We start from the raw sequence: 13,686 nt of genomic DNA, 5'->3' as shown, positions 1-13,686 counted from the left end.
GCGTCGGCCGGCAGGAGCGGCGCGCTTATTGTCCGTATTGTGTGAGCGAAGTGGCCGCGTTTTCTTTTAACAAGCTGGTGATTTTCGGTGTCGGCCTGATCGGCGGATCGCTCGCGCGCGCGTTGCGTGAACGCGGCGAGGCCGGCGGGGCACGCACGGTGGTTGGGGTGGGACGGACGTCCGCGTCGAGCGAGCGCGCGTTGGCGCTCGGGGTGATCGACGGCGCTGCGGCGCTCACCGACGACGCCGCGCTGCGCGACGCGCTAGCGGGCGCGGACTTCGTGCTGCTCGCGGCGCCGGTCGCGCAGACACAGCCGCTGCTCGAACGCATCGCGCTGCATCTCGACGCCAACACGATCGTCACCGATGCGGGCAGCACCAAGTCCGACGTGGTCGCCGCCGCGCGCGCGGCGCTCGGTGCACGGATCGGTCAGTTCGTGCCGGGCCATCCGATCGCCGGCCGCGAGTCGAGCGGCGTCGACGCCGCGTTGCCCGATCTGTACGTGAACCGCAACGTCGTGCTGTGCCCGCTGCCGGAGAACGCGCCGGAAGCGGTCGAGCGCGTCGCGGCGATGTGGCGCGCCACCGGCGCCTTGGTGCGGGACATGACGCCGCAGCAGCACGACCGCGTGTTCGCGTCGGTCAGTCATCTACCGCACGTGCTGTCGTTCGCGCTCGTCGAACAGATCCTCAGTTCGTCCGACGCCGCTTTGAAGTTCTCGTTCGCGGCGGGCGGATTCCGCGACTTCACGCGCATCGCCGCGTCGAGTCCGGAGATGTGGCGCGACGTCTGCGTTGCCAATCGCGCGGCGCTGCTCGACGAACTCGACGCGTATACCGCGGTGCTCGCGCGCCTGCGCACGGCGATCGAGGCCGGCGACGGCGCCGCGCTCGAAGCGGTGTTCGCGCGCTCGCGCGTCGCGCGCAGTCAGTGGCAGGAGCAGCGCGCGGCTGGCGTGGCCGCCAGCGACGCGTCCAAATAACCGGAAACTGGACACATCATGGAATTCCTCGATCTCGGACCTTTTTCCCGTGCGTCCGGCACGATTCGTCTGCCCGGCTCGAAGAGCATCTCGAACCGCGTGCTGCTGCTCGCCGCGCTCGCCGAAGGCGAGACGACGATCACGAACCTGCTCGATTCCGATGACACCCGCGTGATGCTCGCCGCGCTCGAAAAGCTTGGCGTACGTCTGAAGCGCGACGGTGACACCTGCGTCGTGACCGGCACGCGCGGCGCGTTCACCGCGCGAACGGCCGACCTGTTCCTCGGCAACGCGGGTACGGCGGTGCGTCCGCTGACCGCGGCCCTCTCCGTGAACGGCGGCGACTACCGGATCCACGGCGTGCCGCGCATGCACGAGCGGCCGATCGGCGATCTCGTCGACGGCCTGCGCCAGATCGGCGCGAAGATCGACTACGAACAGAACGAAGGCTATCCGCCGCTACGCATCCGTCCCGCCCAGATCACGGCCGACGCGCTGATCCGCGTGCGCGGCGACGTGTCGAGCCAGTTTCTGACCTCGCTGCTGATGACGCTGCCGCTCTTGCGCACCGCGAGCGCCGTCACCACCGTGCAGGTCGACGGCGAGCTGATCTCGAAGCCCTACATCGAGATCACGATCAAGCTGATGGCGCGCTTCGGCATCGACGTCGAGCGTCACGGCTGGCACCAGTTCGTGGTGCCGGCCGGGCAGCGTTATCAGTCGCCAGGCACGATCATGGTGGAAGGGGATGCGTCGTCGGCGTCGTATTTCCTCGCCGCGGGAGCGCTCGGCGGCGGCCCGCTGAGAGTGGAAGGGGTGGGCCGCGCGAGCATCCAGGGCGACGTCGGCTTTGCCGATGCGCTGATCAAGATGGGCGCGAACCTGCAGATGGGCGAGGACTGGATCGAAGTGCGCGGCGTCGGCAACGACCATGGCAAGCTCGATCCGATCGACATGGACTTCAACCTGATCCCCGACGCGGCGATGACGATCGCGGTCGCCGCGCTGTTCGCGGACGGCACGACCACGCTGCGCAACATCGCAAGCTGGCGCGTCAAGGAAACCGACCGCATCGCCGCGATGGCGACCGAGTTGCGCAAGGTCGGCGCGAAGGTGCAGGAGGGCGAGGATTTCCTCGTCGTCACGCCGCCCGAAAAGCTCATCCCGAATGCCGCGATCGACACCTACGACGACCACCGTATGGCGATGTGCTTCTCGCTCGTGAGCTTGGGCGGTGTGCCGATCCGCATCAACGACCCGAGGTGCGTCGGCAAGACGTTCCCCGATTATTTCGAGCGCTTCACGGCGCTCGCGCAACCCTGATGCAATCCAGATTCGCGTGCGAATCGCCCGATGTGCGACATTTTTAGATGAAACCGATCCGTCCCTTTCACCAGACGCCCGTCATTACGATCGACGGCCCCAGCGCCTCCGGCAAAGGCACCGTGGCCGCGATGGTGGCCGCCAATCTCGGCTTTCACCTGCTCGACAGCGGCGCGCTCTACCGGCTCGCGGCACTCGCGAGCCTGCGCTACGGCATCGCGGCGGACGACGTCGACGCACTTGTCAAACTGATCGACGACCTCCATATCACGTTTCGCGAGGGGCTCGCGCAGCTCGACGGCGTCGATGTATCGACCGAAATTCGTGCCGAGGAAGTGGGCAGCCGCGCCTCGGCGATTGCCGTTCACGCGCCGGTGCGAACCGCGCTGGTGGCGCGTCAGCGGGCGTTTCGCAAGGAGCCGGGGCTCGTCGCCGACGGGCGCGACATGGGCACCGTGATCTTTCAGGATGCCGTGCTGAAGGTGTTCATGACGGCGAGCGTCGAAGCCCGCGCGACGCGCCGGCATAAGCAATTGATCCAAAAAGGATTTTCTGCTAATATAGATGACTTGCTCCGGGATTTGCGTGAGCGCGACGAGCGTGACAGTCAGCGCGCGGCCGCGCCGCTCAAGCCCGCGGCGGATGCAAAGCTGCTTGATACCTCCGCATTGTCGGTCGACCAGGCGGTCGAGCAGGTGGTGCAATGGTATGAAGTGCTGGTCCGGCGTGCGTAACTGAAACGGTCATGCGGTCGTGGCCAGACAGCGGCAGTCCTGTTGTTGGTAGGTGCTTCGCGATGGTCGCGAAGCGTTGTTTTTTTAACCCTTTAACCCCGCGTGGCGTTCGCGTATTTGCCGCAGTTGCTGACCAGTCCGGTGAGCCAGGCGTTGCGAAGACCATGCAAACTCTGATTTTTATGTCCGACCTGCAAACCTCTACCCCGAATACCGAATCTTTTGCGGCTCTGTTCGAAGAGTCGCTGACCAAGCAGGACATGCGCGCTGGCGAAGTGATCTCCGCGGAAGTCGTGCGTGTCGACCACAACTTCGTGGTCGTGAACGCTGGTCTGAAGTCCGAAGCCTACATCCCGCTCGAAGAGTTCCTGAACGACGCGGGCGAGGTAGAAGTGCAGGCGGGCGACTTCGTTTCCGTCGCGATCGACGCGCTGGAAAACGGCTATGGCGACACCATCCTGTCGCGTGACAAGGCGAAGCGTCTGGCTTCGTGGCTGTCGCTGGAAAAGGCGCTGGACAACAACGAACTCGTAACCGGCACGATCACGGGCAAGGTCAAGGGCGGTATGACCGTGATGGTCAACGGCATCCGCGCGTTCCTGCCGGGTTCGCTGGTTGATACGCGTCCGGTCAAGGACACCACCCCGTACGAAGGCAAGACGCTCGAATTCCGCGTCATCAAGCTCGACCGCAAGCGTAACAACGTCGTGCTGTCGCGCCGCGCTGTCATCGAGGCAACGCAAGGCGAAGAGCGCGCGAAGCTGCTCGAAACGCTAAAGGAAGGCGCGATCGTCGAAGGCGTGGTCAAGAACATCACCGACTACGGCGCGTTCGTGGACCTCGGCGGTATCGACGGCCTGCTGCACATCACGGACATCGCATGGCGTCGTGTGCGTCACCCGAGCGAAGTTCTGTCGGTTGGCCAGGAAGTCACCGCGAAGATCCTCAAGTTCGACCAGGAAAAGAACCGCGTTTCGCTCGGTATCAAGCAACTGGGCGACGATCCGTGGGAAGGCATCTCGCGTCGTTACCCGTCGGGCACGCGTCTGTTCGGTAAGGTCACCAACATCACCGACTATGGCGCATTCGTCGAAGTGGAATCGGGCATCGAAGGCCTCGTCCACGTGTCGGAAATGGACTGGACCAACAAGAACGTTGCTCCGTCGAAGGTTGTCCAATTGGGCGACGAAGTCGAAGTCATGGTTCTCGAAATCGACGAAGACCGCCGTCGTATCAGCCTCGGCATGAAGCAGTGCAAGCCGAACCCGTGGGACGACTTCAGCCGCAACTTCAAGAAGGGCGACAAGATCAGCGGCGCCATCAAGTCGATCACCGACTTCGGCGTGTTCATCGGTCTGCCGGGCGGCATCGACGGTCTGGTTCACCTGTCGGATCTGTCGTGGAGCGAAACCGGCGAGGAAGCCGTTCGCAAGTACAAGAAGGGCGACGAAGTGGAAGCGATCGTTCTCGGCATCGACGTCGAGAAGGAACGTATTTCGCTGGGTATCAAGCAGCTCGAAGGCGACCCGTTCAGCAACTACGTTGCAATGAACGACAAGGGTTCGGTCGTCGACGGTACGGTCAAGTCGGTGGACGCGAAGGGTGCTGTGGTCCAGCTGTCGGGTGAAGTCGAAGGCTACCTGCGTGCTTCGGAAATCGCCCAGGACCGCGTGGAAGACGCTCGCAACGTGCTGAAGGAAGGCGACAAGGTCAACGCGATGATCATCAACATCGATCGCAAGTCGCGTGGCATCAACCTGTCGATCAAGGCGAAGGATTCGGCTGAGCAGCAGGAAGCCATCCGCGGTCTCGCTGCTTCGGATTCGAGCGCAGCCGCTACCGGCACGACGAACCTCGGCGCGCTGCTGAAGGCCAAGCTCGACGGCCAGAACCAGTAAGCCTGAGAGGTCTGCTGCAGTATGACCAAATCGGAATTGGTCGCCCAGCTGGCTACGCGGTTTCCGCAACTTGTTCTCAAGGATGCGGATTTCGCGGTGAAGACGATGCTCGATGCGATGTCGGAGGCGCTTGCCAAAGGTCATCGCATTGAAATTCGTGGCTTCGGCAGCTTCGGCCTCAACCGCCGTCCCTCCCGCGTCGGACGCAATCCGAAGTCGGGCGAGAAGGTGCTGGTACCTGAGAAGCACGTACCGCACTTCAAGCCGGGCAAGGAATTGCGCGAGCGGGTGGATCGACGCGCGGGCGAGCCGCTGAAGGCCGAAGAGCCGGATGACGACCTTTAATGACTCCGCTGTGCGTCTTGCAGCGTGGCATAGCTAGCGTCAGCGGCCAAAGCCAGTCGGCAAAAGACCAGGAAAAGCGCCTTCGGGCGCTTTTTTTTCGTCCATCGTTTGAGAAGAGGGCGCCTCCCGGTGCGGCCTTTGCATTTCGCGAATCACCCGTAAGTGCGTCATCCCGCCACTTGCTGCCCAGCCCCGAGGTCATCCATTACAATACGGGTCACTTCGGCGCGGGCAACACCGTGGCGCGACGCGTCATCGAGCCGGCGTCACCCCGCAACTGCCGTCAAGAGATCTATTCATGAAATTTATCGTCTGGCTGATCCGTGTGTTGGTGTTCGTGCTGCTGCTGGTGCTGGCGCTCTCCAACACGCAACCCGCTACGCTGAATTTCCTCGCCGGCTACGTCTGGTCGGCGCCTCTGATTCTGATCGGTCTCGCGTTTTTCGTGATCGGCTTGCTCGCGGGGCTCGTGTCGGCGATGCCGGCCGTCGTACGTCTGCGCATGGAGAATGGCCGGCTCAGGCGCGAGTTGCGCGTGGCGCGCGAAACTCCAGCCGTCGTTGAGCAGCCGCCGATGCCGCCGCTGATCTGAACTCCGTTGCGCCGCGCGCTCTGAGCGCGGCTTTTCGTTTTCGCTTTCCCACACATTTGCATTAATCGCATGGATCTCGACTTCTGGTGGCTGCTGGTCATACCCGTCGCATTCGCGTTTGGCTGGATGGCGGCGCGCTACGACCTCAAGACGCTGCTGTCCGAAAGCGCGAACCTGCCGCGGTCCTATTTTCGCGGCCTGAACTTCCTGCTCAACGAGCAGCCCGACCAGGCGATCGACGCATTCATCGAGGTCGTCAAGCTCGACCCTGAAACGGTCGAATTGCATTTCGCGCTCGGCAATCTGTTCCGCCGGCGCGGCGAAACGGATCGAGCGATCCGCGTGCATCAAAATCTGCTGAGCCGCGCGGACCTGCCTGTCAGTGAGCGCGATCACGCGCTGTACGAACTCGGCCAGGACTTCCTGAAAGCGGGTCTGCTCGACCGTGCCGAGGAAACCTTCCGCTCGCTGCAGGCGGGCGATTACGCACTGGGCGCTCAACGCGCGCTGTTGACGATCTACGAGATCGAGAAGGACTGGGTCAAGTCGATCGATACCGCGCGACATCTCGAAACGATGGGCGCACCGTCGCTCGACAAGGAAATCGCGCAGTTCCATTGCGAACTTGCTCAGGAAGCGCTGCAGCAGAAGAAACCGGACGAAGCGCGTCATCAGCTCGGTCTCGCTCTGAAGGCGAACCCGACCAACGTGCGCGCGACGATCCTGTTCGGCGACGTCGACGCGGCCGGCGGCGCGTCCGAAGCGGCGATCGGTCAATGGCGCGGCGTCGAGGAGCAGAACCCCGCGTATCTGCCGCTCGTCGCCGAGAAAATCATGAAGGCGTATGAAGCGCTCGGCCGCGCGCAGGAGGGCGCCGATCTGCTGACCACGTGGGTCGACCGTCATCCGAGCAACGATCTGCTCGACGTCGCGTATCAGCACGTCGCGTCGCTGCGCGGCGCCGATGCCGCGCATGCGCTCGCGCGCACGCAGATGCAGAAGTCGCCGAATCTGGCCGGCATGACGCGTCTGCTCGAAGCGCAGCAGGCCATCGCCGAAGAGCCGCGGCGCAGCGAGCTCGAACTGATGCACACACTGATCCGCCAGCGCACCAAGAATCTGCCACGCTATACGTGCCAGAATTGTGGTTTCCGGGCCCGGCTTTTCTACTGGCAGTGCCCGGGATGCAGCGGTTGGGAAACCTATGCACCGCGCCGCGTCGAGCCGATTGCCGCGTCGAGTTGACGCCGCACGGGCGGCTTTGGCCGCGTCGGCGTTCATTGCGACGCAACCGCTCCGCGAATTTCGCAACGAGTTTATCGCCGGCCTCATGAGCGGCATTCATTACCGGAACCTTCCACCGGAAAGCGTATGAAAATCACCATTATCGGCACCGGCTATGTGGGCCTTGTCACCGGCGCGTGTCTCGCCGAAATCGGCAATGACGTCTTCTGTCTCGACGTCGATCAGCGCAAGATCGACATCCTCAACAAAGGCGGCGTGCCGATTCACGAACCGGGCTTGCAGGAGATGATCGCCCGCACGCGCGCGGCTGGCCGCATCACGTTCTCGACCGATGTCGCCGCGAGCGTCGCGCACGGCGACGTGCAGTTCATCGCGGTCGGCACGCCGCCCGACGAAGACGGCTCCGCCGATCTGCAATATGTGCTTGAGGCCGCGCGCAACATCGGCCGCACGATGAATGGTTTCAAGGTGATCGTCGACAAATCGACGGTGCCGGTCGGCACCGCGCAGCGCGTGCGCGCGGTGATCAATGAAGAGCTCGCGAAACGCGGGCTCGCCGGCAGCGCGCAGCATCGCTTCTCGGTCGTGTCGAATCCCGAGTTCCTGAAGGAAGGTGCGGCCGTCGACGACTTCATGCGCCCCGACCGTATCGTGATCGGTATCGACGAAGACGAACCGGGCGTGCGGGCGCGCGAAATGATGAAGCGTCTGTACGCGCCGTTCAACCGCAATCACGAACGCACGCTGTACATGGACGTTCGCTCGGCCGAGTTCACCAAGTACGCGGCCAACGCGATGCTCGCGACGCGCATCTCGTTCATGAACGAGATGTCGAATCTCGCGGACAAGGTCGGCGCCGACATCGAAGCGGTGCGCCGCGGCATCGGTTCCGATCCGCGCATCGGCTATCACTTCCTGTATGCGGGCTGCGGCTATGGCGGCTCGTGCTTCCCGAAGGACGTGCAGGCGTTGATTCGCACCGCGAGCGAGAGCGGCCATAACCTGCGGATTCTCGAGGCGGTCGAGGAAGTGAACTACCAGCAGAAGGACGTGCTCGTGAACAAGATCACCGCGAAGCTCGGCGAGGACTTGAGCGGCCGCGCGTTCGCGGTGTGGGGTCTCGCGTTCAAGCCGAATACCGACGACATGCGCGAGGCGCCGAGCCGTCGCGTGATCGGCGAGTTGCTTGCGCGCGGCGGGAACGTGCGTGCGTACGATCCGGTCGCCGTGACCGAGGCGCGTCGCGTATTCGCGATGGATCTGCACGCTGCGCCGGAGCAGCTGGCGCGTCTCACGTTCACGAGCACTCAGGACGAAACGCTGATCGGCGCCGACGCGCTCGTGATCGTGACCGAATGGAAGGAATTCAAGAGTCCTGATTTCGTGCATCTGAAATCGGTGCTGAAGACACCGCTGATTTTCGACGGCCGCAATCTGTACGAACCGGACGCGATGACCGAGCTCGGTATCGACTACCACGCCATTGGACGCCCCTATGCCCAACCCTCTGAACTTCCGGTCGATGCCTGAGGCCATGCCCGCGGCGCCCGCGTCCACGACGGCGCAGAAGCTCACGGTCGTGCCGCGCGCGCAGCTCAACGCGGCGCGCGTGCTGGTGGTCGGCGACGTGATGCTCGACCGATACTGGTTCGGCGACGTCAACCGCATTTCTCCGGAGGCGCCCGTGCCGGTCGTGCACGTGCAGCGCCAGGAAGATCGGCTGGGCGGCGCGGCGAACGTCGCGCGCAACGCGGTCGCGCTCAGCGCGCAGGCGGGTCTTTTGTGCGTGGTCGGTCATGACGAGCCCGGCGAGCGCATCGTGCAGTTGCTCGGCGAAAGCGGCGTCACGCCGCATCTGGAACGCGATCCGGCCTTGCTGACGACGATCAAGCTGCGCGTGCTGTCGCGTCAGCAACAGTTGCTGCGCGTCGATTTCGAAAACTCGCCGGCACACGAGGTGCTGCTCGCGGGCCTCGCGCGTTTCGACGAGCTGCTGCCGTCGTACGACGTGATCCTGATGTCCGACTACGCGAAGGGCGGCCTCACGCACGTCACGCAAATGATCGCAAAGGCGCACGCGGCTGGCAAACCGGTGTTGGTCGATCCGAAGGGCGACGACTGGGAGCGCTATCGCGGCGCGACGCTGATCACGCCGAATCGCGCGGAATTGCGCGAGGTCGTCGGACAGTGGAAGTCCGAGGAAGATCTGATCGCGCGCGTCACGAAGCTGCGCGCCGAGCTCCAGTTCAAGGCGCTGCTGCTGACGCGCTCGGAGGCGGGCATGACGCTGTTCTCCGACGATGGCATCCTGCACGCGTCGGCCGTTGCGCGCGAAGTGTATGATGTGTCGGGCGCGGGCGACACCGTGATCGCGACACTTGCCGCGATGCTCGGCGCGGGTCTTTCGCTCGTCGACGCGGTCGGACTCGCGAATCGCGCGGCCGGCATCGTGGTCGGCAAACTGGGCACCGCCACCGTCGACTACGACGAACTCTTTTCCTGATGCAGCCCGCGGGGCGCCGTCGTCCGACGGACCAGCGGGCCCCGCGCGGCGTTGACTGAACGAAGCTCACTACCGCAGGATCACCATGACCGTCATCGTCACCGGCGCGGCCGGTTTTATCGGCAGCAATCTCGTGAAGGCGCTCAACGAGCGCGGCGAACAGCGCATCATCGCCGTCGATAACCTCACGCGCGCGGACAAGTTCAGGAATCTGGTCGACTGCGAAATCGACGACTATCTCGACAAAACCGAATTCGTCGAGCGCTTCAGGCGCGGCGACTTCGGCAAGGTGCGCGCGATATTCCACGAAGGCGCCTGCTCGGACACGATGGAAACCGACGGCCGCTACATGATGGACAACAACTACCGCTATAGCCGCGACGTGCTGGACATCTGCCTCGCGCAGAACGTCCAGTTCCTGTACGCGTCGTCGGCGGCGACGTATGGAGGCTCGAGCCGCTTCGTCGAGGAGCGCGAGGTCGAGCAGCCGCTGAACGTGTACGGCTATTCGAAGTTCCTGTTCGATCAGGTGATTCGCCGCGTGCTGCCCACGGCGAAGAGCCAGATCGTGGGCTTCCGTTATTTCAACGTCTACGGTCCGCGCGAAACGCACAAGGCGCGCATGGCGTCGGTCGCGTTTCACAACTTCAACCAGTTCCGCGCCGAGGGCAAGGTCAAGCTGTTCGGCGAGTACAACGGCTATGCGGCCGGCGAGCAGACGCGCGATTTCATCTCGGTCGAAGACGTCGTCAAGGTCAACCTGTTTTTCTTCGATCATCCGGAGAAGTCAGGCATTTTCAATCTCGGCACCGGCCGCGCGCAGCCGTTCAACGATATCGCGAGCACTGTGGTCAACACGCTGCGCGCGCTGAACAACGAGCCGGCGCTGTCGCTTGCGGATCAGGTGCAACGCGGGCTGATCGAATACATTCCGTTCCCCGACGCGCTGCGCGGCAAGTATCAGTGCTTCACGCAGGCCGATCAGTCGAAACTGCGCACGGCCGGCTACGATGCGCCGTTTCTGAGCGTGCAGGAAGGTGTCGATCGTTACGTGCGTTGGCTGTTCGGCCAGGTGTGATTCGTACGTCATCCTCTTTAAACTGGAATCTCCTGGCCGGTGATGGTCGCCGGCCAGTGGCAACAGGGAGATTCCAATATGTTTCGAAAAGTACTGGTTACCGCGGCGATGCTCGCCGCTTTCGGCCACGCGTATGCGGCGGTCGACGTCAACACGGCTAACGAAGACGCGCTGCGCGGCATCAAGGGCATCGGTCCGGCAAAAGCCAAAGCGATTGTCGAGGAACGTAATGCGCACGGCCCGTTCAAGGACGCGGCGGATCTCGGCAAGCGCGTCAAGGGCATGGGCGCGCACACCATCGAGCGCCTGCAGGCGGAGGGTCTCGCTGTCGGACCGGCTGGCGCGGCTGCTAGCACGCAGGTTGCGGCAGCTGCGGCGGGCAAGGAGCCGGCCGCTACGGCCGCGTCCGCCGCCACGCAGAAGGGCGCCGCCGCAGTGGCGGTGAAGAAGTAAACGGCCGCGAGCCTTGCGCGTGCCATGCTGACGAGCGGCTTGCGGCGCGCAGGGTTCGCGAACATTCCATTGCATCGATTGGTACACACGTATTCCCGCGGCTCGCAGCCGCGGGCTTTTTGCGTCGCAACCGCCATGCATCCATGCGGACAGAAGGGCTGCAGGGCAGCGCCGGAGATCGTGGTTTAGAATCGATGGATTGAAGACACTATTTCGCGCATCGATTGCTAGACCCCATATGGCATACAAAACGATTGAAGACACGGTCGGCAATACGCCGCTCGTACAACTCGTCCGGCTTCCCGACGACGAGATCCGTAGCCGCAACAATGTGATCCTCGCGAAGCTCGAGGGCAACAATCCTGCGGGGTCGGTGAAAGACCGGCCGGCGTTGTCGATGATCAAGAAGGCCGAAGCGCGCGGACGCATCAAGCCGGGCGACAAGCTGATCGAATCGACGAGCGGCAACACCGGCATCGCGCTCGCGATGGCCGCCGCGGTCCGCGGCTACAAGATGGTGCTGATCATGCCGGAAGATCTGTCGGTCGAGCGCCGTCAGAGCATGGCCGCCTACGGCGCGGAAATCATTCTGACGCCGGTCAAAGGCGGCATGGAATACGCCCGCGATCTCGCAGAGCAGATGCAGCGCGAGGGGAAGGGCATCATCCTCGATCAGTTCGCGAACCCGGACAATCCGGCCTCGCACATCGAAGGCACGGGCCCGGAAATCTGGCGCGACACGGAAGGGCGCATCACGCACTTCGTGTCGTCGATGGGCACGACCGGCACGATCATGGGCGTGTCGACGTATCTGAAAACGCAGAACCAGCAGATCGAAATCATCGGCGCGCAGCCGGAAGAGGGCTCGCGTATTCCGGGTATTCGCAAGTGGCCGGAAGCGTATCTGCCGAAAATCTTCGACCGCAGCCGCGTCGACCGCGTGGAGAACGTCAGTCAATCCGCGGCCGAGGCGATGGCGCGCCGCCTTGCGTCGGTCGAAGGCATCTTCGCGGGCATTTCGTCGGGTGGCGCGTGCGAAGTCGCGCTGCGCATCGCGCGTCAGGTCGAGAACGCGACGATCGTGTTCATCGTCTGCGATCGCGGCGACCGTTATCTGTCCACGGGGGTATTTCCCGCGTAAGCGGGTCGCCGGCGCCTTCGCGGGTGCACGAACCAATAAAAATGCGCCGGTCGAGCCGGCGCTTTTTTACGTGCTTCAACGCGAGGCGCGCACGGCGACTCGCGGCGCGACTCACTGCGAATCTGAGTTCGACTGATCCGCCTGGCCTTGCGACGCGCCGCCGTTGTTGGCCGCTTTCGCGGCATTCGCCGCATCGATCGCCTCCATCTGCGCCTTGACCTTCTGACCGAGCTGGTACACCGCGAGCGCATAGAAGAAGCTGCGGTTGTAGCGCGTGAGCACGTAGAAATTCTTCAGGCCGAGCACGAACTCGGTGCCGCGTCCCGGCGTCGGCAGATCGACCACCGTGACCGGCGTGCCCGCTTCGGAAGCAATGTCGACGTTCGGCTCGTTCAGCACGAGGCCGGCACGCAGCAACTGGTCGAGCGGCCAGTGCGGCTCCGGCTGCCCATTGGCCGCGGCCTGCGCGACACCGAGGCTGCCCGCGTCCGAGCCGATTCGCCATACCACCGGCCGCCCGCTTTCCCAGCCGTTCTGGCGCAGATAATTCGCGACGCTGCCGATCGCATCCGCATCGCTCGTGCGCAGATCGATGCGCTTGTTGCCTTCGTAGTCGACCGCGTATTGGACGATGCTGCTCGGCAGGAACTGCGGAATGCCGATCGCGCCGGTGTACGAGCCGAGCACCGTGTTCGGGTCGATCTGCGCGTCGCGCGTCCACACCAGGTAGTCTTCGAGATTCTTGCGGAAGGTCGCCTGGCGGTCCGCGCGATTCGCGGTGTTCGGATAATCGAAGCTCAGCGTGGTCAGCGCATCGAGCACGCGGAAATTACCCATGTAGCGACCGTAGATCGTCTCGACGCCGATGATGCCGACGATCATCTCCGGCGGCACGCCGAACTCCTGATACGCGCGCTGCAGCGTGGCCCGGTTCTCGCGCCAGAACTGCACGCCGGCATTGACGCGCACCGGGTCGAGGAAGCGCGCCTGATACGAGCGCCAGTTCTTGACCGACGGCGTCGGTGACGGGGTGACCAGCTTCACTGCGGTCGCCGAGTAGCTGACGCCGGTGAACAGCGCGTGCAGCGACGCTTCGTCGAAATCGTAGCGCGCGACCATCTCGTTGATGAACGCATCGACGTTCGCGTTGTTCGCATAGCGCTGCGGAATGATCTCTTCCTCGAACGTCTGTCCTTGCGGTACGGGCTGCTGCGGCTGGCTCTGCGCGAGTTGCACCGGTGCTTTCCTCGTGGCGCTTTGCGCGCTCGCGGGACTTGCTGCGATGAACATGCACGATGCGATGATCAGTGAGGCGGCGTGGGTGCCGAGGCGAAGCCGGTTGCGTGGGGATCCTGCGGACAGAGCAAGCTTGACGGTCATGGTGAGCAGTG

Annotated in this window: 13 protein-coding genes; 12 read left to right on the top strand and 1 reads right to left on the bottom strand. The window is 63.8% G+C overall.

Going from position 1 to position 13,686, the window contains the following annotated elements:
* Window positions 1-41 precede the first annotated feature (41 nt).
* The 12 genes from OKW41_RS35840 (at window position 42) to cysM (ending at window position 12,295) form a co-directional block, all read left to right on the top strand.
* Entirely contained in the window at window positions 42-983 is a 942-nt protein-coding gene (locus OKW41_RS35840) for a prephenate dehydrogenase (RefSeq protein ID WP_429454506.1), read from the top strand.
* An 18-nt stretch (window positions 984-1,001) separates the two neighbouring features.
* Window positions 1,002-2,306 carry a 3-phosphoshikimate 1-carboxyvinyltransferase gene (gene aroA / locus OKW41_RS35835; protein WP_429575510.1) on the top strand — a complete coding sequence of 435 codons (1,305 nt, stop codon included), beginning with the start codon at window positions 1,002-1,004 and terminating at the stop codon, window positions 2,304-2,306.
* A gap of 47 nt (window positions 2,307-2,353) precedes the next feature.
* Window positions 2,354-3,040 (top strand): (d)CMP kinase, encoded by a 687-nt coding sequence (cmk, locus tag OKW41_RS35830; RefSeq protein ID WP_429451157.1) that lies wholly within the window; start codon window positions 2,354-2,356, stop codon window positions 3,038-3,040.
* 164 nt (window positions 3,041-3,204) lie between these two features.
* Entirely contained in the window at window positions 3,205-4,938 is a 1,734-nt protein-coding gene (rpsA, locus tag OKW41_RS35825) for a 30S ribosomal protein S1 (protein WP_008921410.1), read from the top strand.
* Window positions 4,939-4,959: 21 nt separating this feature from the next.
* Window positions 4,960-5,283, top strand: coding sequence for an integration host factor subunit beta (locus OKW41_RS35820; protein WP_073427169.1), 324 nt, complete (start codon window positions 4,960-4,962; stop codon window positions 5,281-5,283).
* A gap of 298 nt (window positions 5,284-5,581) precedes the next feature.
* On the top strand, window positions 5,582-5,875 hold the full coding sequence (locus tag OKW41_RS35815) for a LapA family protein (RefSeq protein WP_013090140.1): 294 nt from the start codon (window positions 5,582-5,584) through the stop codon (window positions 5,873-5,875).
* Window positions 5,876-5,944: 69 nt separating this feature from the next.
* Window positions 5,945-7,120, top strand: a complete 1,176-nt coding sequence (gene lapB / locus OKW41_RS35810) for a lipopolysaccharide assembly protein LapB (protein WP_429575509.1) — start codon at window positions 5,945-5,947, stop codon at window positions 7,118-7,120.
* Between the two features lie 126 nt (window positions 7,121-7,246).
* Window positions 7,247-8,650, top strand: a complete 1,404-nt coding sequence (locus OKW41_RS35805; RefSeq protein WP_429575508.1) for a UDP-glucose dehydrogenase family protein — start codon at window positions 7,247-7,249, stop codon at window positions 8,648-8,650.
* Window positions 8,616-9,623, top strand: coding sequence for a D-glycero-beta-D-manno-heptose-7-phosphate kinase (gene rfaE1, locus OKW41_RS35800; RefSeq protein ID WP_429451152.1), 1,008 nt, complete (start codon window positions 8,616-8,618; stop codon window positions 9,621-9,623). The genes OKW41_RS35805 and rfaE1 overlap by 35 nt, the downstream gene beginning before the upstream one ends.
* A gap of 85 nt (window positions 9,624-9,708) precedes the next feature.
* Window positions 9,709-10,701 (top strand): ADP-glyceromanno-heptose 6-epimerase, encoded by a 993-nt coding sequence (rfaD, locus tag OKW41_RS35795; RefSeq protein WP_184011054.1) that lies wholly within the window; start codon window positions 9,709-9,711, stop codon window positions 10,699-10,701.
* Between the two features lie 78 nt (window positions 10,702-10,779).
* Window positions 10,780-11,154, top strand: a complete 375-nt coding sequence (locus tag OKW41_RS35790; protein WP_026225969.1) for a ComEA family DNA-binding protein — start codon at window positions 10,780-10,782, stop codon at window positions 11,152-11,154.
* Between the two features lie 238 nt (window positions 11,155-11,392).
* Window positions 11,393-12,295, top strand: coding sequence for a cysteine synthase CysM (gene cysM / locus OKW41_RS35785; RefSeq protein ID WP_368586771.1), 903 nt, complete (start codon window positions 11,393-11,395; stop codon window positions 12,293-12,295).
* A gap of 111 nt (window positions 12,296-12,406) precedes the next feature.
* Here the strand turns inward: cysM and mltB are convergent, their stop codons facing one another.
* Entirely contained in the window at window positions 12,407-13,585 is a 1,179-nt protein-coding gene (gene mltB, locus OKW41_RS35780; protein ID WP_429575507.1) for a lytic murein transglycosylase B, read from the bottom strand.
* Between the last annotated feature and the right edge of the window lie 101 nt (window positions 13,586-13,686).

Origin of the sequence: Paraburkholderia sp. UCT70, assembly GCF_050434085.1 — a bacterium.
In the GTDB taxonomy this organism is placed as follows: Bacteria; Pseudomonadota; Gammaproteobacteria; order Burkholderiales; family Burkholderiaceae; genus Paraburkholderia; species Paraburkholderia tuberum.
This window is presented reverse-complemented; position numbering and strand designations above follow the sequence as displayed.